This window comes from Streptomyces sp. SPB162, from assembly GCF_029504575.1.
Lineage (GTDB): Bacteria > Actinomycetota > Actinomycetes > Streptomycetales > Streptomycetaceae > Actinacidiphila.
Genome location: NZ_JAQFII010000001.1, coordinates 1,189,326 through 1,216,232, shown reverse-complemented (window position 1 = coordinate 1,216,232; position 26,907 = coordinate 1,189,326). Strand labels below are relative to the sequence as shown.

Sequence of the window (26,907 nt, the reverse complement as noted above, 5' to 3'; positions counted from 1 at the left end):
ATGGCCGGTACTGCGCGTTTGCCGATGGCGATGATCCGGGCAATTCGTAGGGGGCTACGGATAAGGGGGCACCGTGATCGTCTGGGTGAACGGGGCGTCCGGCGCGGGCAAGACCAGCGCCGCACGCGAACTGCTGGACCTACTACCGGGCAGCACTCTCTACGATCCGGAGGTCGTCGGTACGGGACTCGGCCAACTGCTGTCGGAGAAGCGGCTCCAGGAGGTGATCGACTTCCAGGACCTGCAGATCTGGCGGCGGCTGGTGGTCGACACCGCCGCCGCGCTGCTCCAGGAGGTCGGGGGAGTGCTGGTCGTCCCGTCGACGCTGCTGCGGCAGGAGTACCGCGACGAGATGTTCGGCGGCCTGGCGTCGCGCGGAATCGTGGTGCGGCATGTGCTCCTCGATCCAGGAGAAACGATCCTGCGGGAGCGTCTCGCCCGCAAGGAAAAGCAGGCGGCGGCGGAACCCGGCGAGGGGTTGGCCGGCGCGCAGGGGCGCCGCTGGTCGGCGAACAGCCTTCCGGCGTACCTGGACGCGCTGTCCTGGCTCAGCCTCGACGCGTACGTCATCAGGACGACGAGGCTGACGCCCCGGCAGACCGCGGAGCGGATCGCCGAGGCGCTGCGCCAGGGAGTGGGGCGCTGCGACATCGTGCAGACCCCGGAACCCACGGCGGAGACCGTCGCCTCCGGGGTGCTGCTCTTCGACGAGCAGGACCGGGTGCTGCTCGTCGATCCGACCTACAAACCGGGCTGGGAGTTCCCCGGCGGCGTCGTCGAGCGCGGTGAGGCACCGGCGCAGGCGGGACTGCGTGAGGTCGCCGAGGAACTGGGCATCGAACTCGCCGTGGTGCCGAAGCTGCTGGTCGTCGACTGGGAACCTCCGTCGCCTCCGGGATTCGGCGGGATGCGGCTGCTCTTCGACGGCGGCCGCATACCCGCCGCCGACGCCGCCCGGCTGCTGCTGCCCGGCGCCGAACTGCGCGGCTGGCGCTTCGTCACCGAGGATGAGGCCCCGGCGCTGCTCCCGCCGGTCCGTCTGGACCGGCTGCGCTGGGCGCTGCGCGCCCGCGAACGCGGCGTCCCGATCAACCTGGAGGCCGGCCGGCCCCTCGAGTGAACGGCTCCGGTGGGGTCCCTCCCCCAGGGGTGATCGGGGGAGGGACCCCACCGGGTCACACGGACTTGGACGCTGCGTACTGGCCCAGGAACAGCGCCTCGGCCAGCGACAGGCGTTCCAGCTCCTGCGGGGAGACGCTCTCGTTCACCGCGTGGATCTGGGCGTCGGGCTCGCTCAGGCCGATCAGCAGGATCTCCGCCTCGGGGTACAGCGTGGCCAGGGTGTTGCACAGCGGGATGGATCCGCCCTGACCGGCGATCTCCAGCTCCTGCCCGTACGCGGTGCGCATGGCGTCGGCCATCGCGGTGTACGCCGGGCTGGTGGTGTCGGCGCGGAACGGCTGGCCGCTGCCGCGCTGGGTGACCTCGACCCGGGCGCCCCAAGGGGCGGCCGCCCGCAGATGCGCGATGAGCGCGTCGGCGGCCTCCTGCGCGTCCATACCCGGCGGCACCCGGAGGCTGACCACCGCTCCGGCGCTCGCCTGGACGGAGGGGGTCGCGCCCACCATCGGCGGGCAGTCGATCCCCAGCACGGTCACGGACGGCCGAGCCCAGATCCGGTCCGAGACCGTGCCCGTGCCGACGAGACCGACACCGTCCAGCACCTTGGCGTCCTTGCGGAAGTCCTCCTCGGGGTACTGCAGCCCCTCCCAGCTGCCGCCGGCCTCCAGCCCGTCGACGGTGGTGGCGCCGTTCGCGTCGCGCAGGGTGCCGAGCATGTGGATGAGCGCGGCGAGCGCGTCCGGGGCCGCGCCGCCGAACTGGCCCGAGTGCAGGTTGCCGCCGAGGGTCTCGACCCGCACGTCGACCATGGCCATGCCGCGCAGCGTCGCGGTGACCGTCGGCAGCCCGACCCGGAAGTTGCCGGTGTCGCCGATCACGATCGCGTCGGCCGTCAGCAGGTCGGGGTGCGCCTCGACGTAGCGCTCCAGACCGCCGGTGCCCTGCTCCTCGGAACCTTCGACGATGACCTTGACGCTCACCGGCGACCCGCCGTGCTCGTGCAGGGCACGCAGCGCCGTGAGGTGCATCAGGAGTCCGCCCTTGCAGTCCGCGGCGCCGCGCCCGTACCAGCGGCCGTCGCGCTCGGTCAGCTCGAACGGGGGGGAGATCCACGCGGCTTCGTCCAGCGGCGGCTGCACGTCGTAGTGCGCGTACAGCAGCACCGTCGGCGCGCCCTGCGGTCCGGGGAGGAAGCCGTAGACCGACTGGGTGCCGTCCGGGGTGTCGAGCAGTGCCACGTCCTGGAAGCCGTCGGCCCGCAGTGCGTCGGCGACCCACTCGGCCGCCTTCTCGCAGCCGCTCTTCGGGAACTGGCGTTCGTCGGCGACCGACGCGAACGACACGAGCTCGGCGAGTTCCGCGCGGGCGCGCGGCATGAGCGAGGCGACGGTTTCGGAGAGCGGGACGGCCTGCATGGGCGCTCCTTGCGGGTGTGATGGTGTGTTCGTGCGCACAAGTGGACGTTGCCGATGGTGCCACAGCGGCCGCGGCCGGGTTCTCGCCATAGGATGCGGCTGAGCAGGGGCGACGAGAGTCGGCGGGTCGAGCGGGAGCGGAATCACACGTGAGCAGCGAGCAAGCGGCGCAGGGCAGCGGTTCGGCGGACGACGGGGCGGACGAAACGGTCTGGGATGTCGTGGTGGTCGGTGCCGGCCCCGGAGGCGCCTCGGCCGCCCATGCGGCGGCCACCGCCGGCCGCAGGGTGCTGCTGCTGGAGAAGTCCGAACTCCCGCGGTACAAGACGTGCGGCGGCGGCATCATCGGCCCCTCCCGCGACTCGCTGCCGCCCGGCTTCGAGCTTCCGCTGCGGGACCGCGTGCACGCGGTCACCTTCAGCCTCAACGGCAAGCTGACCCGCACCAAGCGTTCACGGCAGATGCTGTTCGGCCTGATCAACCGCCCCGAGTTCGACGAAGCCCTGGTGCGGGCGGCGCAGGAGGCCGGAGCCGTGCTGCGGACCGGGGTGGCCGTCTCCCGCGTGGAGCAGCACGGCCCGGCCGTGCCCGACCGGCGGACGGTCGTCGTCGTGCTCAGCGACGGAGCGACCGTGCTGGCCCGCGCCGTGGTCGGCGCCGACGGCAGTGCCAGCCGGATAGGAGCCCACGTCGGGGTCAAGCTGGACCAGGTCGACCTCGGTCTGGAGGCCGAGATCCCGGTACCGGCCGCGGTGGCCGAGGACTGGGCCGGCCGGGTCCTGATCGACTGGGGGCCGATGCCCGGCAGTTACGGCTGGGTCTTCCCCAAGGGCGACACCCTCACCGTCGGGGTGATCTCCGCGCGCGGCGAGGGCAACGCCACCAAGCGGTACCTCGAGGACTTCATCGCCCGGCTCGGGCTGGCGGGCTTCGAGCCGAGCATCTCCTCCGGCCACCTCACCCGCTGCCGCACCGACGACTCCCCGCTGTCCCGCGGCCGGGTCCTGGTCTGCGGTGACGCGGCGGGGCTGCTGGAGCCGTGGACCCGCGAGGGCATCTCGTTCGCCCTGCGCTCCGGACGGCTGGCGGGGGAGTGGGCGGTCCGGATCTCCGAGGCGCACGACGCGGTCGACGCCCGCCGGCAGGCGCTGAACTACGCCTTCGCCGTGAAGGCCGGGCTCGGGGTGGAGATGGGCGTGGGACGGCGGATGCTGGCCCTGTTCGAGAAGCGCCCCGGTCTGCTGCACGCCGCCCTCACCACCTTCCCGCCCGCCTGGCACGCCTTCGCGGGGATCACCCGCGGCAAGGGCACCCTGGCGGATCTGGTCCGCAACCACCCGCTCGCCCGCCGCGCGCTGTGGGCGATGGACCGCTCCTGACGGCCGCCCATGGAACGGCACTTGCGGGGAAGGTGACTTCCCAGGAGGTGCCGTCAACATGGTGTTGCGCGACAATGCGGGCAGGATGCCGTGGTGGGCGAAGCTGGCCGCCACGGTGGTGGCTTTGACCGCTCTCTTCTTTCTGTTCGCCAAAGCGAACCTGCTACCCGGAATCCCCAATCCGTTCGGCGAGAAGACCAAGGACCGCAGCGGTCCCGTGGTACTGAAGTCGATCCAGGACATGAGCCGCTTCCAGGGCGCGAGCGGGAATTTCCAGGTCGTCGTCGACCTGCAGAAGGACGCGAACTTCCTTCCCGACTCGGTGAAGGGCAAGCGGACGCTGTACGTCGGCGCGGGCAGCGTCGACTCCTACGTCGACCTCGGCAAGGTCGGCAAGGACGCGGTCACGGTGTCCGCCGACCGCACCGCCGCGACCATCCGGCTGCCCCACGCCGAGCTGGAGCGCACGTCCCTCGACCCGAAGAACTCCTACGTCGTCTCCCAGCAGCGGGGCTTCTTCGACCGGCTCGGCGACTTCCTGGGCAACAACCCCGGTAACGAGAAGCAGCTGAACGAACTGGCCGCGCAGAAGATCCAGGACGCGGCCAAGTCGACCGAGCTGGGCAAGCGCGCGGAGGCCAACACCCAGTCGATGCTCCAGCGGCTGCTCACGTCGCTCGGGTTCACCAAGGTCGAGGTGACCTTCGTCACGTAGCCGTGCACCCGCGTAGCGGCGCACCCGCGCCGCCGGTCGGCCCCGCAGCCGCCGGTGGCGCGGTCAGCCCGACGTCGTGACCCGGAAGACGGGGTGCTTGTGCGCTATCGCGCGCAGCTCCTCGTCGGTCGAATCGGGCCCGACACCGCCGAAGAACACCCCGACCTCGGCCTTCCACCGCTTGAGGTAGGCGCGCAGCAGCACCGGCTTGTCATCGTCGGCAATCTCGGTCGCGGTGAACTCCTCGGTCTTGCGGCCAAGGATCAGCTGCCCGCCGCCGGCGGCCCGCATGTTGTGCGTCCACTGGACGTGGCCGCGCGGGGCGACGAGGTAGCGCTCCTCGCCGACCGTCAGCAGGTTGACCGGGGTGCGGCGCCACTCGCCACTCTTGCGCCCCTTCACAGCCAGCACCCGCGAGCCCCAGATGCTCAGCCCGCGCCGGGTCAGCCAAGCGACCGTGCGGTTGAGCACGTTGACGGTGAACCAGCCGGGCTTCTTGACGTGGTCGCGGTCGGACATGATCGGTGCCCCCTGAGGGAGAGATGAGAGCGGTGCTCTCGCTTGAGATCAGCGTGACACCGTCGCCGGATAAAATCAAGAGCGGTGCTCTCGTTCTTGGCCAATGCTCCGGAAGCTGGCAGACTGAACGACATGAGTGTGATCCGTGGAGCCAGGGAACGGGCCCGAATCGAAGTAACCGCCGCCATAAAGGAAGAAGCGGGACGGCAGCTGGCCGCCGAGGGACCGGCCCGCCTCTCGCTGCGCGCGGTGGCGCGCGAGCTGGGCATGGTCTCCTCCGCCCTCTACCGCTACTTCCCGAGCCGTGACGACCTGCTCACCGCGCTCATCATCGACGCGTACGACGGCATGGGAGCGGAGGCCGAGGCCGCCCTCGCCCGCACCGCGGACGACGACGCCCCGTACGTTCGGTGGGTCGCGGTCTGCCGCTCGGTGCGCGAGTGGGCGCTGGCACGCCCGCACGAGTACGCCCTCATCTACGGCTCGCCGGTGCCCGGCTACAGCGCGCCGCTGGACACGGTGGGACCCGCCTCCCGCTTCCCGCTCACGCTGGTCGCCGTGTTGCGGCAGGCGCACGCGGCCGGCGTCCTGGCCCCGCCCCCCGGATCGCCGCTGGCCGCGCCGGTCAGGGCGGACGCCGCGCGCCTGGCGGCGGAGCTGGCCCCCGAGCTCCCCATTCCCGTCATCGCGGCGCTGGTCAGCACATGGGCCCAGTTCTTCGGGCTGCTGAGCTTCGAGCTCTTCGGCCAGTTCAACCGCATGCTGGAGGCCCGCGACGAGTTCTTCGACCAGGCCGTCGGCGCCCTCGCCGGTCAGGTCGGGCTGTCGCCCCCCTCCGTGCCCCCGCCCGTACTCCCGCAGGAGTAGTGCCGATGACCACGGGCGACGGACGACGGCCACCGGTCCGCCGGACTAGCGTTGCGGCATGACCGACCAGGAGCCGCCCCGGACACCCCAGGCCCGGGGCCTCGCCGCCCGCCACCCCTGGATCACCCCGGTCGCCGTCGCCGTCGCTCAGCTTGTCGGATCCAACGGGGCGGCGAGGAACCAGACGGGCCGGGTGCACCTGGACGTGCCGGCGTACGTCCTGCTGCTGGCGGGACCGGCGATGCTGCCGCTGCGCCACCGCCTGCCGGTGCTCGTCGCCGCGGGCACCACCGCCGTGGCCGCCGCCTACCTCGCCCTCGGCTACCCGTACGGGCCGGTCTTCCTCAGCATGATCGTCGCCTTCTTCGCCGCCGTCTGCGCGGGCCACCGCCGCGCCGTGCTGATCATCGCGGGCGTGGTCTTCGCCGCGGAGCTGCTCGTCGGCCAGTGGCTGTACCGCTGGCTGCCGCCGCACGGCGACGGGCCCTCGTCCTGGGTGGCCGCGTCCGGGATCGCCGCCTGGCTGCTGGCGATCCTGGCCGGGGCCGAGCTGTTCCGGTCGCGCAGCGAGCGGATCGCGCGTGAGCGGCGCGAGCGCGAGGAGGCGGAGAGCCGGCGCGCCGGCGAGGAACGGCTGCGGATCGCGCGGGAGTTGCACGACGTCCTGGCGCACAGCATCTCGGTGATCAACGTGCAGGCGGGTGTCGCCCTCGCGCTGATGGACGAGCACCCCGAGCAGGCCCGCACGGCGCTGACCACCATCAAGGCCGCGAGCAAGGAGGCGCTGGGCGAGGTCAGGCAGGTGCTCAGCACGCTGCGGGCGCCGGGTGAGGCGCCGCGCTCGCCCGCTCCCGGCCTCGACCGGCTGCCCGAACTCGCGGAGCAGGCGGCCGGCGCCGGCCTGGAGGTGGACCTCGCCACCGCCGGAACCCGTTTCCCGCTGCCGCCCGGCGTGGACCTCGCGGCCTTCCGCATCATCCAGGAGGCGCTCACCAACATCGTCCGGCACTCCGGCTCCCGCACCGCCCGCGTCCGGCTGGGCTTCGGGCCGGAGGGGGTCGAACTGAGCGTGGACGACGACGGACCCTCGTCGCCGCGGCCGGAGGGCCCGGACAGCGGCGGCAACGGCCTGGTCGGCATGCGCGAACGGGCGGCGGCACTGGGCGGCACGGTCGAGGCCGGACCGCGCCCGGGTGGAGGCTTCCGCGTCCTGGCGAGGCTGCCGTCCGGCGCGGCCGGTACCGTGGCGGGCCCCACCGAGGAAGAGGGCCGATGATCCGCGTACTGCTCGCCGACGACCAGGTCCTGGTGCGGGCCGGCTTCCGCGCGCTGCTCGACGCCCAGAGCGACATCGAGGTGGTCGGCGAGGCCGACGACGGGGAGGCGGCGCTGCGCCTGGTGCGCGAACTCACCCCGGACGCCGTCCTGATGGACATCCGCATGCCGCGTATGGACGGCCTGGCGGCCACTCGGCAGATCACCGCGGATCCGGCGCTGACCGGCGTCAAGGTGGTCATCCTGACCACGTTCGAGCTGGACGAGTACGTCTTCGAGGCGATCCGCGCCGGAGCCTCCGGCTTCCTGGTCAAGGACACCGAGCCGGCCGAGCTGCTGCGTGCCGTCCGGGCGGTGGTGGAGGGCGACGCCCTCCTGTCGCCCGGCGTGACCCGCCGGCTGATCGCGGAGTTCGCGGCCCGGTCGAAGGAGCCGGCGACCGTCGCGGGACTGGAACACCTCACCGACCGCGAGCGCGAGGTGATGGCGCTGGTGGGCATCGGCCTGTCGAACGAGGAGATCGCCCGCAGGCTCGTCGTCAGCCCGCTCACCGCCAAGACCCATGTCAGCCGCGCCATGATCAAGCTCGGTGCCCGTGACCGCGCGCAACTCGTCGTGCTGGCCTACGAGTCCGGGCTGGTACGCCCCGGCTGGCTCGGCTGAGCAACGGCCGGCCCACCGCGGCAACCGACGGCCCGCACCCCGGCCGCCGCGGCAACCGACGGCCCGCGCCCCGACGGACGGCCCGCGCCCCGGCCGTCGCAGCAACCGGCCGGCCCGCGCTCCGACCGCCGCGGCAACCAACGGCCCGCGCCCCGACCGGACAGCCCGCGCCCCGGCCGCCGCAGCAAACAGCCGGCCCGCGCCCCGACCGCCGCAGCAAACAGCCGGCCCGCGCCCCGACCGCCGCGGCAACGGCCGGCCCACCCCGACCGCCGCGGCAACCAACGGCCCACGCCCCGGCCGCCGCAGCAACCGGCCGGCCCGCGCTCCGACCGCCGCGGCAACCGACGGCCCGCGCCCCTACCGGATCGACCGGCTCAGTGGGGGTTCCCCGCCGCCCTGTACGTCCCGGGCCGCACGCCTCCGGCTCTCATGGCGCTGCAGGATCCCGGCGACCGCGCCGCAGAAGGTCACCATCGCCACCGCGACGGCCGCGGTCACCCAGCTGTGCCGGGCGTCCCCGTGGACCCGCCCCGCGAGCACCGGGCTCACCACCAGGGCGAACACGATCGCAGCGAAGAGGGTTCCGGCAGCCGCCGCGTACATCATCTCCACGGTGGCCGCGTCCCGTTCGGCCTGTGTACGAGTACCACGCATAGAACCACTCTCCCCCGGAGGGACCCGTAGTACTCCCGCCGGTCCGGCCTGCGGCACCCAGCACGGGAGCCGTCCGGCCCCGCGCCCTCCCTCGTGGCGCGGGACCGGACGGCTGGTCGGATCCCGGGTGGTACGGCCGCCCGGTCAGTCGCGCACCGCCACCGGCTGCGCCTCGGCCTCCGCCACCAGCGCAGTGGACGGCGCAGACGGGACGGACCCCGCGACGATGATCTCGCGGGCCGGACGGCGCGTGCGCAGCCCGGTGACGGTGATCAGCAGCCCCGCCACCCCGATGAGGGTGACGACCACGAGCCCGGGGCGGTAGGTGTCCAGGACCGCCTGCGGTGTGCTCGGGGAGCCGGTGCCGCTCGCGGTCACCACCGCGGTCACGATGGCCAGGAAGATCGCCCCGCCCACCTGGAAGGAGCTGTTGAGGAGGCCGGAGACCATGCCCTGCTCATGGTCGCGGACCCCGTTGGTGGCCTGGATGTTGAGCGACGAGTAGGCGAGCGTGAAGGCGGTGCCGAGCAGCAGCATCGACGGCAGGATGTCGAGACCGTAGTTCGGTGACAGGTCGACGCGCAGGAAGAGCACGTAGCCGAGGACGAGTGACGCGAAGCCCGCCGTGATCACCCGAGGGGTGCCGAAGCGGTCGACCACCGGCCCCATCCGGGGCGAGGCGATGGCCACCAGCGCGCCGGCCGGCAGGAAGGCGAGCGCGGTGTGCAGCGCCGACCAGCCGAGTAGGGACTGCATGTACTGGGTGACGAGGAACTGGAAGCCGATGTACGACCCCATGAAGGTGGCACCGCCCAGGTTGGCGCGGATCTGGTTGGGGGAGCGCAGGATGCCGAGCCGGATCAGCGGGTGCGCGGAGCGCCGTTCGATCGCGATGAAGCCGGCCAGCAGGACGGCGACGACGGCGAACGACACCAGGGTGCGGGCCGAGCCCCAGCCGGTCTGCCCGGCCTCGACGACGGTGTAGACCAGCAGCAGCATCGCGGCGGTGCCGGTCAGCGCGCCGGGCAGGTCGTAGCCGCGCCCGGCGCCGGTCTCGCGGGGACTCCTGGGGATGAGCTTGAGGCCGACGACGAGGGCGATCAGGGCGACCGGCGCGGGCAGCAGCATCGTCCAGCGCCATCCCACCTCGGTGAGCAGGCCGGAGAGCACCAGGCCCATCGAGAAGCCCGTCGCGCCGCAGGAGGCGTAGATGGTGAGCGCTCGGTTGCGGATCGGGCCCTCGGCGAACGAGGTCGTGATGATCGACAGACCGGCGGGAGCGGTGAACGCGGCGCTCAGGCCCTTGATGAACCGGGTGGCGATGAGCAGCTCACCGGAGTCGACGACGCCGGCGAGCAGCGAGGCGCCGGCGAAGACGCCGAGCGCGATCAGGAAGACGCGGCGGCGTCCGAGCAGGTCGGCGGCGCGGCCGCCGAGCAGCAGCAGGCCGCCGTAGCCGAGGATGTAGCCGCTGACGATCCACTGGAGCGAGGCGGTGGTGAGGTCGAGGTCGTGGGCGATGGAGGGGAGGGCGACGCCCACCATGGACACGTCGAGCGCGTCGAGGAAGAGCGCCGCGCAGAGCACCAGAAGGGTGCCCCACTGCCGGGCGCTCCAACGCGCTTCGTTACCGGGGACGGTGGAGGACGGAGAGGTCATGCGGAGCAGACTACATGCGCATGCATCCAATGCAAGTGCATTTAATGCTTGCGCATGAAGCCGGATTTCTCTGCTACCGTGCAGATATGACCGGGACCAAAAGTGAGCGGACGCTCGTGGAGGAATGGCGGGCGATCCTCGCCGTCCACGCGCGTACGGCGTGTGAACTCGACCGTGAGCTGCATCAGCACGGTCTGGGAGCCAGCGACTTCGAGGTCCTCGACGTGCTCGCCGGCGGGGATCCGGCGGACGGCGGCTGCACCTTCCGCGTCCAGGAGCTGGCCGACCGGGTCCATCTGAGCCAGAGCGCGCTGTCCCGGCTGGTGGCCCGGCTCGAGAAGGACGGCCTGGTCAACCGCGGGATCTGCGACGAGGACCGACGCGGCGTGCGGGTCGGGATCACAGACCTGGGGCGCACCCGCTACGACGTGGCGAAGCCCGGCCAGCGCGCCGTGCTGGAGCGCATGCTCGGCGACGCCTGACGCCTCCTTCGAGTACCGGGTGACCTCGCCTTCCGCGTGTCGCACGGCGGCGGCCCGCCGGGGTCGGTAGCTGTTGGCGTATGTCCGTCTCCATCGCGCTGTTCACCAGCGACCTCCGGCTGCACGACAACCCGTCGCTCCGCGGCGCGTTGGGCTCGGCCGACCGGATCGTCCCGCTCTTCGTCGTGGACCACGCGATCCGCGCCGCCGGCTTCTGCGTCCCCAACCGCGCCGCCTTCCTGGCCGGCTGTCTCGCCGACCTCGACGCCCGACTGCGCCGCACCGGCGCCCGCTTGGCGGTGCGCACCGGCGACGTCGTCGAGCAGGTCCGCGCGGTGGCCGCGGAGGCGGGGGCGCGGGAGGTGCACATCGCGGCCGGCGTCAGCGGCTACGCCCAGCGCCGCGAGGAGCGGCTGCGCGGCGCGCTGGAGCTCGACGGCCGGGTCCTCGTGGTGCACGACGCGGTGGCGACCGCCGTCGCCCCCGGCGCCCTGACGCCGATCGGCAAGGACCACTACGCGGTCTTCACCCCGTACCTCAGGCGCTGGACCGAGCGCGGCGTCCGTGAACCGCTGTCCGCGCCGCAGCGGATCTCCGGCGCCCCGGTCCGGTACGACCCGCTGCCGACCCCCGCCTCGCTGGCCGGCGGCACACCGTCGCCCGCGCTCCCGGAAGGCGGCGAGACGGCGGGCCGCCGGCTGCTCGACCGCTGGTTGGACGGGCCGCTGGAGGGGTACGCGGACCACCACGACGACATGCCGGGGGACCTCACCTCGCGGCTCTCGCCGTATCTGCACTTCGGCTGCCTGTCGGCCGCCGAGCTGGTGCACCGGACGGCGGCCGTCGACGGTGAGGGCGCGGAGTCCTTCGTGCGGCAGCTGGCCTGGCGGGACTTCCACTACCAGGTGCTGGCCGCCCGCCCCGCCGCCGCGCACCGCGACTACCGGACCAAGGGCGACCGCTGGCGCACCGAGACGGACGCGATCGACGCCTGGCGCGCGGGCCGCACCGGCTATCCGATCGTCGACGCCGCGATGCGTCAGCTCCGGCACGAGGGGTGGATGCACAACCGGGCGCGGCTGCTGGCGGCGAGCTTCCTCACCAAGACGCTCTACGCCGACTGGCGGATCGGCGCCGCCCACTTCCTGGAGCTGCTGGTCGACGGGGACATGGCCAACAACCAGCTCAACTGGCAGTGGGCGGCCGGCACCGGCACCGACACCCGCCCCAACCGCGTGCTCAACCCGCTCTCCCAGGCCAAGCGGTTCGACCCGGACGGCAGCTACGTACGCCGCTGGGTCCCGGAGCTGACGGGCGTCCCCGGCGGCGCCGTCCACCGGCCCTGGCGGCTGCCCGCCGCCCAACGCGCGGCCCTGGAGTACCCGGAGCCGATCGTCGACCTCGACGAGGCCGCCGCACGCTTCCGGCAGGCCCGGGGGATCGACGACTGACCCGGGGATCGACGGCTGAACCACCGGGCCGCGGCGCGCCGTCACCCGATGGGGGAGGCCCGCCGCCACAGCTCCAGCAGCTTCGTGTCCCCGGAGACATCGAGCCCGTCGTACGGTCCGCGGTTCCACAGTGCGAGGTAGAGGTCGGCGGCGGGCCCGCTCACCGTGCAGTCGGCCGCACCCGGCGCCCCGCGCTCCACCCGCGGGGCCTTCTGCGAGAGGTGCACCAGCCAGTCGCCGGTGCCGGCGGGGGTGTCGACGGCCTGGACGCGAAGCGTGCGCGGCAGTTCGCTCCGCACCTTGCTGCGGGGACGGGTGTGGAAGCCGGCCAGCAGTTCGTCCACGCCGTCGGCGGCGAAGTCCGTGGTCGCAGGGGAGGGGTCGGTGCCCAGCGCGGCCTCGGCGTCCACCCGGTGGACGGCCGTCTCGTGCGCCTGACGGCGCGCCCAGAACTCCAACGGGGACGGGGCGGCGAGGAAGTGCCAGCACCGCAGATCCACCGGGGCGGCGGTGAGGGCGGCCACCAGGTCGGCGTGCGCCTCGCGGTACCAGTCCAGGAGCGCGCTGTCGTCCGGCACCTTGCCCCCTATCGGCGCCGGTTGCTCCCGCCCCTCGACGACGAATCCGGTCGCCCAGCGGTGGACGGTGCCGGTGTGCTGCACGAGGTCGCGAACCCGCCAGTCAGGGCAGGTCGGGACTGGCGCGTCCAGGCCGGCCTGGCCCGCCGCGTCGGCGAGCCGTGTTCCGTCGTGGCGCAGGATTTCGATGAATTCGGCCATCTTCATGGCGGGATTGTGACATCCCGTTCCGGAATTGGGCCCTCAGGGGGAGGGACGGATGTTCCGTACGGCATAGGCGATGGCCGACGCGGTCGCGGCCAGCAGGGCCACCGTGGTCAGCGCGGTCGGCAGCCCGAAGGCGTCGGCCAGGAAACCGATGGAGGGCGGGCCGAGGAGCATCCCGCCGTAGCCGAGGGTGGAGGCCGCCGCGACGCCGCCGGGTCCGGCGAGTTCGCCCGCGCGGGCGATGGCGACCGGGAACAGGTTGGCCAGCCCGAGGCCGGTCACGGCGAAGCCGGCGAGGGCCATCCAGACGGACGGGGCGAGTGCGCCGAGGAGCATGCCCGCGGCGGCGGTCAGCCCGCCGAGCACCAGCGCCCTGGTCTGGCCGAGGCGCTCCAGCAGCGCCGTGCCGGACAGTCGGCCGAGCGCCATCGCGAGCGCGACGGCCGCGTATCCGGCCGCGGCGATGCCCTGGCCGCCCCCGAGGTCCTCCTGGATGTGCAGCGGACCCCATTCCGCGAGCGCGCCCTCGCCGTAGGCGGTGCAGAGCGCGATCAGCCCGAAGACCGCCACCAGCAGACCGGTCCTGCGCACGGCCGGCGCGGTCCCTCCGGCAGCGGTGCCCGCGCCCGGGACCCGCCGGTCGTCCGGCGGCGAGGTGATCCGTCGGCCGAGGAGCGTACGACCGGCGACGGCGGCGACCAGCAGACCGATCGGGGTGAGCAGCAGCAGATGGGTGGTGGGCGACAGGTGCGGTGCCAGCACTCCGCCGACGGCGGCCCCGAGCAGGCCGCCGAGGCTGTACGCGGCATGGAATCCGGACATCACCGGACGGCGCAGCGCGGCCACCAGATCGACGGCGACGCTGTTGATGGCGACGTTCATCCCGCCATAGGCGGCGCCGAACGCCAGCAGCACCAGGCCGAGGGTGAGGGCCGAATGGGTGAGGGGTGGCAGCGCGATGCTCAGGGACATCAGCACACCGGTCACGACCGTGATCCGGCGGCTGCCGAAGCGCCGGCAGAGGCCTCCGGTCAGCACCATCGTGGCCACGGCGCCCGCCGAGACACCGAGCAGCGCGAGCCCCAGCTCGCTTGCGGAGGCGCCCACTTGCGCTTTGATGGCCGGGATGCGAACCACCCAGCCCGCGAAGATGAAGCCGTCGAGGGCGAAGAAGGTGGTGAGGGCGACGCGCAGCCGGGTGAGGGAGGGGTCGGTCGGGGAGCGGCGGGAGCCCGTCAGGGCCATCCCTATTTTGTTTAGCGTCGGCACAAAGTCAGAATAGGGGGGTGACCCAGATTCGGACAAGGCTCGAGCGGGGCCGAGGAGCACTCGGCCCGGCCCTCGCACTCGTGCACACCGGCCGCGCGCCGACCCGCGCCCTGCTCACCTCGGAACTCGGCGTGACCCGCGCGACCGCGGGCGCGGTCGCCGCGGAGCTGGAGGCGCTCGGGTTCATCCGGGTGGACACCCGGCCGAACGGTGCCTCCGGGGCCCAGGGCAGGCCCTCGCACGGACTCCACCTCGACCCCGCGGGGCCGGTGGTCCTCGCCGCCCAGGTGCACTCCGACGGTTTCCGTGCCGCGCTGGTCGGGCTCGGTGGGCGGATCGTCGCCACCGCGCCCGGCTGCATGACCGTCCCCGCCGATCCGGCGCACGTCCTGGGAGCGGTGGTCGAGGCCGGCGCGGAACTGCTGCGGTCCTCGGGGCGCACCTGCCTGGGCGCGGGGCTCGCCGTACCGTCCGCCGTCGCGGAACCCGAGGGCACCGCCCTGAATCCGCTGCACGTCGCCTGGCCCGCGGGCTCCCCGGTGCGCCAGGTCTTCGCCGAGCAGATCGCCCGGGCCGGCATCACCGGACCGGGCGGCGCCCCGATGCCCTCCTTCCTGGGCAACGACGTCAACGTCGCCGCGCTCGCCGAGCACCGGCACGGCGCCGGGCGCGGCGCCGGCCAACTGCTGGTCGTCGCCACCGGTCACCGCGGCGTCGGCGGAGCGCTCGTGCTCGGCGGGCGGCTGCACACCGGGAGTTCGGGTCTCGCGTTGGAGGTCGGCCACCTGACGGTCAATCCGGTGGGCCGGCCCTGCCACTGCGGCAGCCGCGGCTGCCTCGACGTAGAGGTGGACCCGCTGGCCTTCCTCGAAGCCGCGGGCCGCCCGCCGGGACCGGCGGTCTCCCTCCTCGAACAAGCCGGTGACCTGCTCCGGGACGAGTACGGGGACCCGGCCGTCCGCGCCGCCGCGCACACCCTCATCGACCGGCTCGGGCTCGGTCTCGCCGGCCTCGTCAACGTCCTCAACCCCGATCGCATCCTCCTCGGCGGCCTGCACCGCCACCTCCTGGACGCCGACCCGGAGCGGCTGCGGGCCGTCGTGGCCGACCGCAGCCTGTGGGGGCGCAGCGGCAGCGTGCCGCTGCTCGCCTGCGCGCTGGACCACAACAGTCTGGTCGGCGCCGCCGAGCTGGCCTGGCAGCCGGTGCTCGACGACCCGCCGGCGGCACTCGGCGGCTGAGCCGGGCCGTGCCCGGCTGGTTCCTCGCCCGGCCATCGCGGCGAACCGCCCCGAGCGTCGGGGCCATCGGCGTGTCCCGGCCGGGGCCCGCGCATCCGTGAGGCCCGGGCCCGGTCGGGGCGGGCCCCGCCGATCGATGGGCGGTGGCCCGCGAAAGGGTGACGCCGCGCTGAACAGTGCGGGGCGGGTGGGGGAATTCACGGCGGTGGCGCGCCGTCGGGCGGGCCGCGCGACGGCCGGCCGGGAGTGTCCGGTGCCCGGGACAAGACCCATCTGAGCAGGGACGATTCCGAGCGGCAGGGGTGCCGCCGGAGGACCCGCAGGGGTATCGGCCGGCGGAACCCCGCCGTCAGCTCGCGCGTATATGGTGCGCCTCAAATCGACGGCGCGACCGTCAGCGGGACCGGCCGTCGGTGGCGGCGCCGGCGGCGTGAGAAGTGGAGCCATACGGTGGCCGGTTGGCTGCGGGAACGGGTGTCGGCGTGGGCCGCCGCCCGTACGGTCTGGACGCTGGCCTTCGCCACGTTCGTCACGCTCATGACCGCGTGGTCGCTGGCCACACCCGTCACCGCGCCTCCGGACGAGGCCGCCCACATGGTCAAGGCCGCCGCCGTCGCCCGCGGTGAGTTCGGCGGCGAGCAGCGGGTCATCGAGTCGCACCACGTCGGGGTCGAGGTCGAGGTCGGGTTCACGGCGGTGCGGGTGCCCGCCGGATACCGCGACCTGGACGTCACCAACGGCGCCTACCGGTGCTTCCGCGACGACGACAAGCTCTCCGTCGCCTGCCGCGGCACCGTCGCCTCCTCCGACGACACCGCGAGCGTCATCACCAGCGCCGGCACGTACGGTCCGGGCTACTACCTGCTGGTCGGCTGGCCGAGCCTGTTCCTCACCGGCGAAGCCGGCCTGTACGCGATGCGGCTGCTGAGCGCGCTGCTGTGCGCCGCGCTGCTGGCGAGCGCCGTGGTGACGGTGGTGGAGGGAGCGGCCAAGGGGTACAGCGGACGCGTCGCCCTGATCGGGGTGCTGACCGCGGCCACACCGACGGCCGTCTACCTCGGCGGGGTCGTCAACCCCAATGGGCCCGAGGTCGCGGCGGCCGTGCTGGCCTGGGCCGTCGTCGTCCGACTGGCGACCGACCAGGACGGCCTGCCGCTGCTGCGCCGGCGGCTGGTGCGGCTCGGCGCCGCCTGCGTCCTGCTCGCGTCCATGCGGGCGCTGGGTCCGCTGTGGATCGCGCTGGTGCTGGCCGGAGGCCTGATCCTGGCGCGGCCGGGGCGGCTGCGGCAGTTGGCGCGGCTGCGCCCGGTGTGGGTGTGCCTGGGAGTGGCGGCGGCCGCGGGGCTGGCCGCCGTGGCATGGACCACGACGGCCGACACCCTCGCGCTGCCCACCCAGACCCTGGAGCAGTACTCACCGCTGAGCTCCGCGCTGAAGGCGGTCTTCGACCTCCTCCCGAACTACCTCCACCAGATGGTGGCGATCTTCGGTTCGCTGAACGTCGCCGCTCCGGAACTCACGCACGTGCTCTGGTGGGTGCTGGTCGGCTGCCTGGTGATGTTCGCGCTGGCGACGGGACGGGCGCGCGAGAACCTCGTCCTGGTGGCACTGATGGCGGGCACCGCCTTCGGCCCGCTGGTACTGATGGCCCCGAAGGCCGCCCATCTGGGACTCATCTGGCAGGGCCGTTATCTGCTGGCGCTGGCCGTCGGGGTCCCGGTGCTGGCGGCCGTGGTCGCCGGAAGGAACTGGGTCGCCCTCCCCGCGACGCTGCGGAGCCGGCTGCCCCTGCTGCTGATCGGCTCCTGGGCGCTGGCCCAGGGCGGCGCGTTCGTCTGGGCGGCGCTGCGCTACACGTTCGGCCGCAGGCACCAGTTCTCCGGCGGCGCGGTGCAGTGGCAGCCGCCCGTCGTGGGCTGGTCCGCCGCGCTCTGCCTGCTGCTGCTGTCGGGCTTCCTGCTGGTCCTGCTGGCGATCAGGACGGGACGGCCGACGGTCGGCGATACGGCCGGGACCGTGCCGCCCTCCGCTCCGGCTGCCGGGCAGACGTCCGGGCCGTCGGCGCTGAGCAACGGACAGGCCGCCAGGGAACAGGAGCCCAGCCGCGGTTGACGCGTCCGGCCCACCGCGTTCAGAAGAGCGGTTCCGGAACGTCGCGCGGCCGGAGCACGGGAGTCGTGGGAGCCGGGACCGGCGGTCCGGGAGCGGGCGTGGTGAGCGGCCAGCCGGAGACCAGCCGGGAGTCGAGCAGCAGGCAGCCGTCCGGCGTGTCGAGGTACAGGTCGCCTCCGGCCACCGCCCGGACAGTGCCGGTGACGGACGTGCCCGGCGCCAGTGCGGTGATCCGGGCCACCGGCCGGGGCGGATTCGGCTCCAGCCCGAACAGCGCCGCGTGGTCGACCAGGGCGTAGGGCACCCGCTCCAGGGTGTCCGGCAACCCGGTCACCGCCTCGTACCGGGCGCGCAGTTCGGCGGCCCGCTCGCCGGCGGGCGGCAGTGCCCACCGCGCCGTCCGCTTGGCGCCGGCCGACACGCGGTCCGGGATGCCCAGCGCGGCGCCCAGCGAGGCCTCCGTGCGCCGGGCGGCCATCAGCGGACCGCGACCGAGGAAGCTGAAGCAGACGGCGGCCTGTTCCACCAGCCGGGCCGCGCCGCGCTCCGCGGCGGTGATGCCGACCTTGGTCAGGCCGGTACCGAAGTACGCGAGATAGACGGAGTACGGCCGCGGATCGTCGGCCATCGTGTCGGCGGCGACGGAGGAGAGCCGGTCCAGAGCCGCGCAGTCGTCGCACAGGTCCCGCCGCGCGGTGGGGCCCAGCTCCGCGGCGCGCGGGCACACGAGATGACGGCCGGCCCGCCGCACACCCGTACAGCGCCGTACCGCGTCCGGGCCCACGGCCAGCGCCAGCGGGCCGCTCACGGGGACCGGGCTGCTGCGCTCGCCGTACCGGGGGTGCGACCACTGCCAGCAGGGCTCCCAGGAGGCGGGGCCGCCCTTCCAGCGCAGTCCGGTGCATCGCCACGTCTCCACCACCCCGATGGTAGGCGGCGCGTGGTGGTCCCCGTGCCCGCGGAGTACCCTCCCGTTCCATGGTGACCGACGAGATCGCCCGCAGTCCCTACATCAGCCTGACCACCTACCGCCGCAGCGGTGCCGCGGTGCCCACCCCGGTGTGGGCGGTCCGCGACGGGGACGAGCTGCTCATCTGGACCAAGAACGACACCGGCAAGGTCAAGCGGATCCGCAACAGCGGCCGGGTGACCGTCACCGCGTGCGACGCCCGGGGCAGGATCGCGCCCGGAGCGCCGACCGCCGAGGGGACCGCGCGGCTGCTGGACGCGTCGCAGCTCGACCGGGTCCGCAAGGCCATGGCGGGCAAGTACGGCCTGCGCTTCCGGGTGCTGGACGTGGGCGGCACCATGCTCCGGCTCGGCAAGCGGCCGCAGGTCGGGATCGCCGTCACTTTCTGACACGGCGTCGGACGTAGTCGCGCCCGGCGCGCGTACTCCCCGCGCGGTACGCGCGGTGCCGCCGGCCGTACGACGACCCGGCCGCGGTTTCGGACCAGTCTCGGTGGTGTCGGGATGCACCGCATCCCACCGGCACCGAGGAGACGCTTGCGATGAACGTCCTGGCATGGCACGACGGCGGGCCCGGCCCGTGGATCCTGTTCTTCCCGCTCGTCTGGGCGCTCGTCGTGGTCGGCGTCGTCCTGGTGCTGCGCCGCACCGTCGGGCGCGGCCGGGGCTGCGGCCGCGGACCGTGGCAGTGGCGGGCCGCGAACGGTGAGCACGCCCCGGTGGCGCTGCTCGGCCGCCGCTACGCCGCGGGCGAGATCGACGAGGACGAGTACCGCAGCCGGCTCGCGGTGCTGAACGAGCAGTACGGACCGTTCGGCACGTCGAGCACGTCGAGCACGCCCGGCACGTCGAGCAAGCCCGGCACGTCGAGCAAGCCCGGCACCGGGGACGGTCCCCGATGACCGCCCGCAGGCCACGGCCGCCGCGCCCACACGGGGGGACGCGGCGGCCGTGGCCGTCGGGGGTCAGGCTGCGGCGACGACGGTGATCCGCCGGGCCGCGGGCCGCCTGCGCGGAGCCGGGGCGGGAGCCTCGACATGCAGGCTGAACCAGACCCTTTTGCCGCCGCCCGCCACCGGTTCGGCTCCCCAGCTGTCGCTGAGCGCCGCCACCATGGCCAGCCCCCGGCCACCGGTGGCCAGCGGTTCCGGTGCCCGGACCTCGGGCAGCTGGGGGTCGCTGTCCAGGACGGATACCGTCAGCCTGCCCGAGACAACGGTCAGTTGCACCGAGCAGTGCTTGTCGGCCACGGCGTGCCGGTGAACGTTCGCCAGCAGTTCTGTGATGCCCAGCAGGGCGGGATCGAGCAGCGGGTCGAGATGCCAGTAACGCAACTGGGCCGCGACGATTCTGCGTATCTGCTGGATACGGGGCGGCAGTGCTTCGAGTTCCAGAGTGCACTGTCGATCGGCTTGCATGATCACGGCTGCGACTCCCTCCGCGGCGAGGGCCGGCCGCCGTGTCGGAAGCCGTGTCCTGGACCGCTCGGAATGAGAACACCTGAGCGAAAATGCGTAGAGTGACTGCTGCAGTACTCCGTGATGTGACTTCAGGGTCACCCCGCGTGGCGGGATCCGCAACCCGCATGGTGCCGTGCGCCTCTCGCGGGGCCGTCGCAACCGCTGCCCGTCGGCCAGAACTGCGGCTTTCACGGCCTCGTACGGCGGTCAGTCTGCCCCGATCCACGACGGTCCGACAGGGCGCATTCGAGCGGGTTCGCCGGCGGGGGAATGTCGGGGAGCCGGTGTGCGACAAGGGGAGGATTGGGTCGTTATGATCCGAAACGGCCCGGCCTGACGCCGGGGACCGGCACGAGCGGAGGCTGGCGCGGTGGGCACGATCGGGCAGACGGGGAACAGCGGTTGTACGCGCACCGGGGACGTGGACCGGACGGACCACGGATACCGGCAGTGGCTCAAGGAGGCCGTTCGCAAGGTCCAGGCGGACTCCAACCGTTCGGCCGACACCCATCTGCTGCGTTTCCCGCTGTCGCTCGAATGGGGCATCGACCTGTACCTGAAGGACGAGTCGACGCATCCGACGGGCTCCCTCAAGCACCGGCTGGCCCGTTCCCTCTTCCTGTACGGGCTCTGCAATGGCTGGATCCGGCCGGGCAAGCCGGTGATCGAGGCGTCCAGCGGGTCGACGGCGGTCTCCGAGGCGTACTTCGCCACCCTCATCGGGGTCCCGTTCATCGCGGTGATCCCGCGCACGACCAGCCGGGAGAAGCAGCGGCTGATCGAGTTCCACGGCGGACGGTGCCATGTGGTGGACGACCCGCGCACCGTGTACGACGTCTCCGCCCGGCTCGCCGCCGAGTCCGGCGGACACTACATGGACCAGTTCACCTACGCCGAGCGGGCCACCGACTGGCGCGGCAACAACAACATCGCCGAGTCGATGTTCGAGCAGATGCGGCTGGAGCGGTATCCGGAACCGGCCTGGATCGTCGCCACCGCGGGGACCGGCGGCACCTCCGCCACCATCGCCCGCTACGTCCACTACACCCAGCGCGACACCCGGCTCTGTGTCCCGGATCCGGAGAACTCCTGCTTCTTCGACGGGTGGGTCGGCGGCGACCAGGGCGTGACCAGCGACGCCGCCTCCCGCATCGAGGGCATCGGACGGCCGCGCATGGAGCCGAGCTTCGTGCCCGGCGCCATCGACCGGATGATGAAGGTGCCGGACGCCGCGTCGGTCGCGGCGGTGCGGGCGCTGGACGGCGCGATCGGCCGTAAGGCCGGCGGCTCGACGGGGACCGGGCTGTGGAGCGCCTTCAAGATCATCGCGGAGATGGTCGCGGCCGGGGAGACCGGCAGCGTCGTCACCCTGATCTGCGACCCGGGCGACCGCTACCTCGACAAGTACTACTCCGACGCCTGGGTCGCCGAGCAGCACCTGGACATCGCCCCGTACACGTCCGCCATCGCGCACTTCCTCGCCACCGGCGCCTGGCCGCGCTGACCCCGGAGGGGCTCAACCGACCATCGCGTCGTCCGGGGAGCCCGCGGCGATCGCCGCCAGGGTGGCGAGCGCCGCGGAGAGTGTGCCGGGCGGCGGCGAGGCGAGCGCGATCCGGACCGCGGTGGGGGCGCTGTGCGCGCCCACCGCGAACGCCGCGCCCGGAGTGACCGCGATGCCGCGCCGGGCCGCCGCGGCGACGAATGTCTCCGCGCGCCAGGGCTCGGGCAGCTCCCACCAGACGAAGTAGCAGCCCGGAGCCGTGCGCACCGAGAAGCCCGCGAGGTGCCGGTGCGCGATCTCCTGGCGCAGCGTCACGTCCGCACGCTTGGCGCGGCCGACGGCCGTCACCGTGCCGTCCGTCATCCAGCCGGTCGCCGCGTCGAGGGCGAACCCGGCGGACGTCCAGGCGCCGGAGCGCAACGCGGTCGCGATCCGGTCGGTGAGGCCGGGTGGCGTCACGGCGAAACCGGTGGTGAGGCCCGGGGCGAGCCGTTTGGACAGGCTGTCGACGACGACGGTGTGCTCCGGCGCCCAGGCGGCCAGCGGGAGCGGCCCCTCGCACAGGAACGCCCAGATGGTGTCCTCCACCGCGTGCACGCCGGTGCGGCGCAGCACCTCGGCGAGTTCGGCGCGGCGGCGCTCCGGCATCGTCGTCGCCAGCGGATTGTGCAGCGTCGGCTGGAGGTAGACGGCGGCCAGCGGGGCACTGCGGTGGGCCGCCAGCAGGGCGTCGGGCAGCAGCCCGTCCTCGTCCTGGGCGAGCGGGACGAGGGTGACGCCGAGCCGGGCGGCGATGGCCTTCACCACCGGGTACGTGAGTGCCTCGACCCCGAGCCGGCCGCCGGTGGGCACCAGTGCGGCCACCGCGGCGGCGATCGCCTGCCGGCCGTTGCCCGCGAAGAGCACCCGCGCCGGATCGGGGGACCAGCCGGCCCCGCCGAGCAGGGCGGCGGCCGCCTCGCGCGCCGGCGGAGTGCCGGCCGGGCCGACCGGCCGCAGGGCGTCCGCCAGCACATCGGTCCGCAGCAGTCGGCCCAGTCCCTCGCCCAGCAGTGCGGTCTGCCCCTCCACCACCGGGTAGTTCAGCTCCAGATCGACCGGCGCGGCGGCCGGCTCGGCGAGCGCCGGACCCGGCGTCCGGGGAGCGGCCCGGACGAACGTGCCGCGTCCGACCTCACCGACGACCAGGCCGCGCCGGGCCAGCTCGCGGTAGACCCGGTTCGCCGTCGAGTCGGCGATGCCGCGTTCGCGGGCGAACGCCCGCTGCGTGGCGAGCCGGTCGCCCGGCCGCAGCCGACCGGCCCCGATGTCCGCCGCGACCGCGTCGGCGACCGCCCGGTAGTCCTCCATCAGACCTCCACCCGTCCATGATTGCACCGAGAACAATACAGACATTGCACTCATCGCATCGCACCCCTAGCATCGGGCCGGGGACCGGTCCGACCGGTCGGACCGGATTCATGAACGGGAAGCACAGGTGGTCAGCGCGATGACGGCGGCAACAGCGGAACTGAACGGCATCACCGTCGGGTACGAGGACACGGGTGCGGGCGACCCGCTCCTGCTGGTCCACGGACACCCCTTCGACCGCTCGATGTGGGCACCGCAGCTCGGTGCATTCGCGGCCCGGGGCGTGCGCGTCGTCGCCCCGGACCTGCGCGGCTACGGCGGGACCACCGTCGTCCCCGGCACGACGCCGCTGGAGACCTTCGCCCGCGACCTCGCGGCGCTGCTCGACCACCTCGGCCTGGACCGGGTCGTCATCGGCGGGCTGTCGATGGGCGGCCAGATCGTCATGGAGTTCTGCCGGCTCTTCCCCGACCGGGTCCGCGGCGTGCTGCTCGCCGACACCTTCCCGGCGGCCGAGACCGAGGACGGCAAGCGGGTCCGGCGCGACCTGGCGGTACGGCTGGTGCGCGAGGGGCTGAAGGGGTACACCGACGAGGTGCTGTCCAAGATGGTCGCGCCCCACAACCTCGCGGCACTACCCGCCGTCGCCGACCACGTGCGCCGCATGATGTACGGCGCGCCGCCGGAGGGCGCGGCCGCCGCGCTGCGCGGGCGCGCCGAACGGCCCGACTACCGGGAACTGCTGGACGGGATCGCCGTGCCCGCCCTCGTCGTGGTCGGCCGGGAGGACGAGTACACCCCGGTCGCCGACGCGGAGGACATGCACCGGCGGATCGCCGGATCCGAGCTGGTCGTGATCGAAGGCGCCGCGCATCTGCCGAACCTCGAACGCCCGGAGGAGTTCAACGCGGCGCTCGACCGCTTCCTCGCCCGAGTTATGACGAAAGCCTGACGTCAGGGCGCCGCCCCTGGCCCTCGGCCGTCGTACGTGCTCGAATCGGGTCATGGACGAACCCCGCGTGGACGACACCCCCGACGACCCGGGGGAAGAGGACGAACGGCGCGGTGCGCCGGTCGGGCGGCGCGTCGTGCTCGGCATGCTGGGGCTGGGCGCCGCGGGGGTCGCGCTGGGCGGCCACGTCCAGGACCGCATCGACGCGCTGCTCGCCGAGGTGAGCGCCAAGGACCCCACCGGGGTGACGGGACTGCTGCCCGGCGGCGGGGGCTTCCGCTACTACTCGGTGACCTCGTCGGTACCCAAGCGCAACGCGGAGAACTACCGGCTCACCGTCGGCGGGCTCGTCGACCGTCCCGCGACGTACCGGCTGGCCGACCTGCAGGCCATGCCGCAGCAGCGGCTGGTGCACGACGTGCAGTGCGTGACCGGCTGGCGGGTGCCGAAGACCGCCTTCGCCGGGGTGCGGCTCTCCGCGCTCCTGGCCGCGTCGGGGGTGCGGCCGGAGGCGACCGCCATCCGGTTCGACTGCTTCGACGGCGCCTACACCGAGAGCCTCACGTTGCAGCAGGCCCGCCGGAACGACGTCCTGGTCGCGCTGTCGATGCAGGACAAGCCGGTCACCCACGCCCACGGAGGCCCCGTCCGGCTCTACGCGGCGCCGATGTACTTCTACAAGTCGGCGAAGTGGCTCTCGGGGATCACCGTCACCAAGAGCGTCGAACCCGGTTACTGGGAGAAGCTAGGCTACGACGTCGACGCCTGGGTCGGAAAGTCGAACGGACGGTCCGATGACCCCACTTCCTGACGGCACGACCACTCCGGCCGGCGTACGGCGTCCCGAACGGCGGGTGCGCCGCTTCAGCCGCGCGGAGCGCTGGGTGCACCGCGCCACCGCCTGGCTGATGGGCGTCTGCGTCTTCACCGCCGCCTGCCTCTACCTGCCTCCGCTGTCCGAACTCGTCGGCAGGCGGCGGCTGGTGGTGACCGTGCACGAGTGGTCGGGGCTGGTGCTGCCGGTGCCGCTGCTGGCGGGCGTGTTCTTCCGCGCGCTCCGTGCCGACCTGGGCAGGCTCAACCGCTTCGGCCGGCACGACCGGCACTGGCTGCGCACCGTACTGCGCACGCGCAGCAAGGACGGCGTACCCGCGGGCAAGTTCAACGCGGGGCAGAAGCTCTACGCGTCGTTCATCGCGGGAGCGGTGCTGGTGATGATCGGCACCGGACTGCTGATGTGGTTCACCCACCTCGCTCCGGTGATCTGGCGGACGGGCGCCACCTTCGTCCACGACTGGCTCGCGCTGCTGCTCGCCGCCGGCATCACCGGACACGTCTGGATGGCCGCCAAGGACCCCGAGGCGCGATTGGGGATGCGGACCGGGAGTGTGGCACCGTGGTGGGCGCGTCGCGAACACTCGCTGTGGAAGCCGGACGACAAGGACTGAGCGGGCCGGGTGGCGGAGGGCGGGCGTCCGTTCGATTCCGTTACGGGCCGGTCACCCGGAGTCCGCCGGTAGGACACCGTCCCTTTCCGGCGTGCGCCTAGCGTCGTGACATGACGACCTCTCAGGCGCCCACGGCGCGGCGGGAGTCCGCGCCCGAGGCGCCGCAGGCCGCGCCGGCCGGAGCGCCGGCCCTGCCGCCCGCCCCGCCGCCGCAGGTCCGGCGCGCACCGAAGCCGCGTTCGAGGCCGCCGCTCGACGGCCCCGTGCGGCTCGTCGTGTCGGCCGCGCTCGCCCTGGCGGCGCTCGCCGCCCTGTGCGCGGCCGCCGTACTCGGCGCGATCGACGTCCGGGGCGACGTCTCCGACCTGGACACGGCCGTCACGCAGCGGGCCGCCGTCGCCGCCGAACTGCGGTTCGCGCTCGCGGACCTCGACGCCCAGCGGGCCAACTCCCTGATCCCCGGCCACTCGGCACTCCAGCCGGACGTGGAGGTCGGCAACCGGCTGCTCGCACTGATCACCGCGCAGCAGCGCCGCGCCGAGGTCAGCGACCTGCTGCGGCAGCTCGGCGCCGATCCGGATCAGGGCGACCGGGTCCGCTCCCTGCTCGACGCGCTCGGCCGCTACGACGACGCCGGCGCGCGCTCGTCCTACGTGGACGAGACCAACCCCGACCGCCCGGCGGGCGTACCGCCGCACGCCGCCGTCGCCCTGTCCTCCGAGGCCGCCGACGTGCTGCGCAACGAACTGCTGCCCGTCGCGGCGGCGCTGTCGGAGACCTACGCCCAGCAGGCCGCGCACCGGGAGTCCGCCGCGCGGGGGAGTGCGTCCTGGTCGGCGGCGCTCGTCGGGGTGCTCGGTGTCCTCGCCCTCGGCTGCCTCCTGTGGTGGCAGCGGGACCTCTCCCGCCGCTACCAGCGGGTCTTCAACCCGGCGCTGGTCGCCGCCACGGCCGCGGCGCTGGTGGTCACCCTGACGGGCGCGCTCTCCTTCGTCTCGGCGGCGTCCGAGGTCGAGGCCGCCGGACGGGAGGGGCTGCGTCCCTGGTCCCGGCTGGCCGAGGCCCGCGCGGTGGCCGCCGACGCCGCCGCCACGCAGAGCCGGTGGCTGGTCCACGACGCCGCCTCGGCCGGCTTCCAGCGCGAGCGCTTCGACACGCTCACCCGCAGGCTCGACGTCCTCCTCGCCCCCGGGTCGTCCACCGCGGAAGGCCCCGCCTACCAGGACGTCCTCACCCGCTACGGCCACTTCCGCGCCGACGACCGGAAGCTGCGCGCGCTGCGCGCCGCCGGCCGGCTCGACGAGGCGGTCACGGTCCTCACCGAAGTCGGTCGCGGCCAGGTCGCCTTCGACTTCTGGGACTTCGCCACCACCCTGGACGCCCTCGCGGACCACCAGCGCTCCGACTTCGACCGGCACACCGGCCGCGCCCGCTCGGCCCTCGCGGGCTGGCCGGCCGTCCCCGCCGGCGCGCTGACCGCCGCGGCGGTCCTCGTCATGCTGGGCGTCCGCCCCCGACTGGCCGAGTACCGCTGAATCGTCGGCGCCGGCCGTGCCTGACGTGTGGGCGCTCGCTCGCCCCGAGCGCGCGTCCCGCGGCGTCCGGCGCGGTGT

General features: G+C 73.6%; 26 protein-coding genes. 17 read left to right on the top strand and 9 right to left on the bottom strand.

The features are described 5' to 3' along the window. The first annotated feature begins 73 nt into the window (after positions 1 to 73). The gene (locus tag M2266_RS05595; protein ID WP_277437129.1) at positions 74 to 1,120 is read left to right on the top strand and encodes an NUDIX hydrolase; all 1,047 of its coding nucleotides are present in this window, start codon (positions 74 to 76) and stop codon (positions 1,118 to 1,120) included. A gap of 55 nt (positions 1,121 to 1,175) precedes the next feature. On the opposite strand, the gene M2266_RS05590 is transcribed toward M2266_RS05595, so the two are convergent. Beyond that, entirely contained in the window at positions 1,176 to 2,537 is a 1,362-nt protein-coding gene (locus M2266_RS05590; protein ID WP_277437128.1) for a dipeptidase, read from the bottom strand. Between the two features lie 149 nt (positions 2,538 to 2,686). On the opposite strand from M2266_RS05590, the gene M2266_RS05585 reads away from it, so the two are divergent. Beyond that, a complete protein-coding gene (locus tag M2266_RS05585) occupies positions 2,687 to 3,916 on the top strand; it encodes a geranylgeranyl reductase family protein (RefSeq protein WP_277437127.1) in 1,230 nt (409 codons plus the stop codon). 58 nt (positions 3,917 to 3,974) lie between these two features. Continuing rightward, a complete protein-coding gene (locus tag M2266_RS05580) occupies positions 3,975 to 4,631 on the top strand; it encodes a DUF4230 domain-containing protein (RefSeq protein WP_277437126.1) in 657 nt (218 codons plus the stop codon). A 63-nt stretch (positions 4,632 to 4,694) separates the two neighbouring features. Here M2266_RS05580 and M2266_RS05575 read toward each other — a convergent pair whose 3' ends face one another. Continuing rightward, positions 4,695 to 5,150, bottom strand: a complete 456-nt coding sequence (locus tag M2266_RS05575) for a nitroreductase family deazaflavin-dependent oxidoreductase (protein ID WP_277437125.1) — start codon at positions 5,148 to 5,150, stop codon at positions 4,695 to 4,697. 132 nt (positions 5,151 to 5,282) lie between these two features. On the opposite strand from M2266_RS05575, the gene M2266_RS05570 reads away from it, so the two are divergent. From M2266_RS05570 to M2266_RS05560, 3 genes are read left to right on the top strand one after another with little or no spacing between them, the layout of a single operon-like run. After that, on the top strand, positions 5,283 to 6,017 hold the full coding sequence (locus M2266_RS05570) for a TetR/AcrR family transcriptional regulator (protein ID WP_277437124.1): 735 nt from the start codon (positions 5,283 to 5,285) through the stop codon (positions 6,015 to 6,017). Between the two features lie 58 nt (positions 6,018 to 6,075). Further along, entirely contained in the window at positions 6,076 to 7,293 is a 1,218-nt protein-coding gene (locus M2266_RS05565; RefSeq protein ID WP_277437123.1) for a sensor histidine kinase, read from the top strand. Continuing rightward, on the top strand, positions 7,290 to 7,955 hold the full coding sequence (locus M2266_RS05560; protein ID WP_277437122.1) for a response regulator transcription factor: 666 nt from the start codon (positions 7,290 to 7,292) through the stop codon (positions 7,953 to 7,955). The genes M2266_RS05565 and M2266_RS05560 overlap by 4 nt, the downstream gene beginning before the upstream one ends. 360 nt (positions 7,956 to 8,315) lie before the next feature. On the opposite strand, the gene M2266_RS05555 is transcribed toward M2266_RS05560, so the two are convergent. Then, complete coding sequence (locus tag M2266_RS05555) at positions 8,316 to 8,612, bottom strand: DUF6332 family protein (protein WP_277437121.1); 297 nt, start codon at positions 8,610 to 8,612, stop codon at positions 8,316 to 8,318. Between the two features lie 144 nt (positions 8,613 to 8,756). Further along, on the bottom strand, positions 8,757 to 10,271 hold the full coding sequence (locus M2266_RS05550) for an MFS transporter (RefSeq protein WP_277437120.1): 1,515 nt from the start codon (positions 10,269 to 10,271) through the stop codon (positions 8,757 to 8,759). 86 nt (positions 10,272 to 10,357) lie between these two features. Here M2266_RS05550 and M2266_RS05545 point away from each other — a divergent pair, with 86 nt between their 5' ends. Then, positions 10,358 to 10,753 carry a MarR family transcriptional regulator gene (locus M2266_RS05545; RefSeq protein WP_277437119.1) on the top strand — a complete coding sequence of 132 codons (396 nt, stop codon included), beginning with the start codon at positions 10,358 to 10,360 and terminating at the stop codon, positions 10,751 to 10,753. 80 nt (positions 10,754 to 10,833) lie between these two features. Beyond that, positions 10,834 to 12,204 (top strand): deoxyribodipyrimidine photo-lyase, encoded by a 1,371-nt coding sequence (locus tag M2266_RS05540; RefSeq protein WP_277437118.1) that lies wholly within the window; start codon positions 10,834 to 10,836, stop codon positions 12,202 to 12,204. A 41-nt stretch (positions 12,205 to 12,245) separates the two neighbouring features. Here M2266_RS05540 and M2266_RS05535 read toward each other — a convergent pair whose 3' ends face one another. Together M2266_RS05535 and M2266_RS05530 are read right to left on the bottom strand one after the other, a co-directional pair. Then, positions 12,246 to 12,989 carry a maleylpyruvate isomerase family mycothiol-dependent enzyme gene (locus tag M2266_RS05535; protein WP_277437117.1) on the bottom strand — a complete coding sequence of 248 codons (744 nt, stop codon included), beginning with the start codon at positions 12,987 to 12,989 and terminating at the stop codon, positions 12,246 to 12,248. A gap of 36 nt (positions 12,990 to 13,025) precedes the next feature. Next, positions 13,026 to 14,234, bottom strand: coding sequence for an MFS transporter (locus tag M2266_RS05530; RefSeq protein WP_277437116.1), 1,209 nt, complete (start codon positions 14,232 to 14,234; stop codon positions 13,026 to 13,028). 41 nt (positions 14,235 to 14,275) lie between these two features. Between M2266_RS05530 and M2266_RS05525 the strand changes: the two genes are divergently transcribed. Together M2266_RS05525 and M2266_RS05520 are read left to right on the top strand one after the other, a co-directional pair. Then, entirely contained in the window at positions 14,276 to 15,499 is a 1,224-nt protein-coding gene (locus M2266_RS05525) for an ROK family protein (RefSeq protein WP_277437115.1), read from the top strand. Positions 15,500 to 15,949: 450 nt separating this feature from the next. Then, positions 15,950 to 17,611: a DUF2142 domain-containing protein gene (locus M2266_RS05520; protein ID WP_277437114.1), complete on the top strand. Its 1,662-nt coding sequence runs from the start codon at positions 15,950 to 15,952 to the stop codon at positions 17,609 to 17,611. Positions 17,612 to 17,630: 19 nt separating this feature from the next. On the opposite strand, the gene M2266_RS05515 is transcribed toward M2266_RS05520, so the two are convergent. Further along, positions 17,631 to 18,530, bottom strand: coding sequence for a DUF2797 domain-containing protein (locus tag M2266_RS05515; RefSeq protein WP_277437113.1), 900 nt, complete (start codon positions 18,528 to 18,530; stop codon positions 17,631 to 17,633). Positions 18,531 to 18,589: 59 nt separating this feature from the next. Between M2266_RS05515 and M2266_RS05510 the strand changes: the two genes are divergently transcribed. Next, positions 18,590 to 18,970 carry a PPOX class F420-dependent oxidoreductase gene (locus M2266_RS05510; RefSeq protein WP_277437112.1) on the top strand — a complete coding sequence of 127 codons (381 nt, stop codon included), beginning with the start codon at positions 18,590 to 18,592 and terminating at the stop codon, positions 18,968 to 18,970. Positions 18,971 to 19,122: 152 nt separating this feature from the next. Beyond that, complete coding sequence (locus tag M2266_RS05505; RefSeq protein ID WP_277437111.1) at positions 19,123 to 19,482, top strand: SHOCT domain-containing protein; 360 nt, start codon at positions 19,123 to 19,125, stop codon at positions 19,480 to 19,482. Between the two features lie 63 nt (positions 19,483 to 19,545). Here M2266_RS05505 and M2266_RS05500 read toward each other — a convergent pair whose 3' ends face one another. Further along, positions 19,546 to 20,004 carry an ATP-binding protein gene (locus tag M2266_RS05500; protein ID WP_277437110.1) on the bottom strand — a complete coding sequence of 153 codons (459 nt, stop codon included), beginning with the start codon at positions 20,002 to 20,004 and terminating at the stop codon, positions 19,546 to 19,548. Between the two features lie 406 nt (positions 20,005 to 20,410). Here M2266_RS05500 and M2266_RS05495 point away from each other — a divergent pair, with 406 nt between their 5' ends. Then, positions 20,411 to 21,544, top strand: coding sequence for a PLP-dependent cysteine synthase family protein (locus M2266_RS05495; RefSeq protein ID WP_277437109.1), 1,134 nt, complete (start codon positions 20,411 to 20,413; stop codon positions 21,542 to 21,544). A gap of 12 nt (positions 21,545 to 21,556) precedes the next feature. Here the strand turns inward: M2266_RS05495 and M2266_RS05490 are convergent, their stop codons facing one another. Next, the gene (locus tag M2266_RS05490; protein WP_277437108.1) at positions 21,557 to 22,894 is read right to left on the bottom strand and encodes a PLP-dependent aminotransferase family protein; all 1,338 of its coding nucleotides are present in this window, start codon (positions 22,892 to 22,894) and stop codon (positions 21,557 to 21,559) included. A 139-nt stretch (positions 22,895 to 23,033) separates the two neighbouring features. Here M2266_RS05490 and M2266_RS05485 point away from each other — a divergent pair, with 139 nt between their 5' ends. From M2266_RS05485 to M2266_RS05470, 4 genes are all read left to right on the top strand, one after another. Then, entirely contained in the window at positions 23,034 to 23,846 is an 813-nt protein-coding gene (locus tag M2266_RS05485) for an alpha/beta fold hydrolase (protein ID WP_277437107.1), read from the top strand. A gap of 52 nt (positions 23,847 to 23,898) precedes the next feature. After that, entirely contained in the window at positions 23,899 to 24,657 is a 759-nt protein-coding gene (locus M2266_RS05480) for a molybdopterin-dependent oxidoreductase (protein ID WP_277437106.1), read from the top strand. After that, the gene (locus M2266_RS05475; RefSeq protein ID WP_277437105.1) at positions 24,641 to 25,294 is read left to right on the top strand and encodes a cytochrome b/b6 domain-containing protein; all 654 of its coding nucleotides are present in this window, start codon (positions 24,641 to 24,643) and stop codon (positions 25,292 to 25,294) included. Before M2266_RS05480 ends, M2266_RS05475 begins: the two co-directional genes overlap by 17 nt. A gap of 110 nt (positions 25,295 to 25,404) precedes the next feature. Next, a complete protein-coding gene (locus M2266_RS05470; protein ID WP_277437104.1) occupies positions 25,405 to 26,829 on the top strand; it encodes a hypothetical protein in 1,425 nt (474 codons plus the stop codon). The last annotated feature ends 78 nt before the right edge of the window (positions 26,830 to 26,907 follow it).

Coding starts and splice junctions, on each gene's coding strand:
- M2266_RS05590 (WP_277437128.1), bottom strand. CDS start 2,537: ATGCAGGCCGTCCCGCTCTCCGAAACCGTCGCCTCGCTCATGCCGCGC.
- M2266_RS05580 (WP_277437126.1), top strand. CDS start 3,975: ATGGTGTTGCGCGACAATGCGGGCAGGATGCCGTGGTGGGCGAAGCTG.
- M2266_RS05575 (WP_277437125.1), bottom strand. CDS start 5,150: ATGTCCGACCGCGACCACGTCAAGAAGCCCGGCTGGTTCACCGTCAAC.
- M2266_RS05570 (WP_277437124.1), top strand. CDS start 5,283: ATGAGTGTGATCCGTGGAGCCAGGGAACGGGCCCGAATCGAAGTAACC.
- M2266_RS05565 (WP_277437123.1), top strand. CDS start 6,076: ATGACCGACCAGGAGCCGCCCCGGACACCCCAGGCCCGGGGCCTCGCC.
- M2266_RS05560 (WP_277437122.1), top strand. CDS start 7,290: ATGATCCGCGTACTGCTCGCCGACGACCAGGTCCTGGTGCGGGCCGGC.
- M2266_RS05555 (WP_277437121.1), bottom strand. CDS start 8,612: ATGCGTGGTACTCGTACACAGGCCGAACGGGACGCGGCCACCGTGGAG.
- M2266_RS05550 (WP_277437120.1), bottom strand. CDS start 10,271: ATGACCTCTCCGTCCTCCACCGTCCCCGGTAACGAAGCGCGTTGGAGC.
- M2266_RS05545 (WP_277437119.1), top strand. CDS start 10,358: ATGACCGGGACCAAAAGTGAGCGGACGCTCGTGGAGGAATGGCGGGCG.
- M2266_RS05540 (WP_277437118.1), top strand. CDS start 10,834: ATGTCCGTCTCCATCGCGCTGTTCACCAGCGACCTCCGGCTGCACGAC.
- M2266_RS05535 (WP_277437117.1), bottom strand. CDS start 12,989: ATGAAGATGGCCGAATTCATCGAAATCCTGCGCCACGACGGAACACGG.
- M2266_RS05530 (WP_277437116.1), bottom strand. CDS start 14,234: ATGGCCCTGACGGGCTCCCGCCGCTCCCCGACCGACCCCTCCCTCACC.
- M2266_RS05510 (WP_277437112.1), top strand. CDS start 18,590: ATGGTGACCGACGAGATCGCCCGCAGTCCCTACATCAGCCTGACCACC.
- M2266_RS05505 (WP_277437111.1), top strand. CDS start 19,123: ATGAACGTCCTGGCATGGCACGACGGCGGGCCCGGCCCGTGGATCCTG.
- M2266_RS05490 (WP_277437108.1), bottom strand. CDS start 22,894: ATGGAGGACTACCGGGCGGTCGCCGACGCGGTCGCGGCGGACATCGGG.
- M2266_RS05485 (WP_277437107.1), top strand. CDS start 23,034: ATGACGGCGGCAACAGCGGAACTGAACGGCATCACCGTCGGGTACGAG.
- M2266_RS05480 (WP_277437106.1), top strand. CDS start 23,899: ATGGACGAACCCCGCGTGGACGACACCCCCGACGACCCGGGGGAAGAG.
- M2266_RS05475 (WP_277437105.1), top strand. CDS start 24,641: ATGACCCCACTTCCTGACGGCACGACCACTCCGGCCGGCGTACGGCGT.
- M2266_RS05470 (WP_277437104.1), top strand. CDS start 25,405: ATGACGACCTCTCAGGCGCCCACGGCGCGGCGGGAGTCCGCGCCCGAG.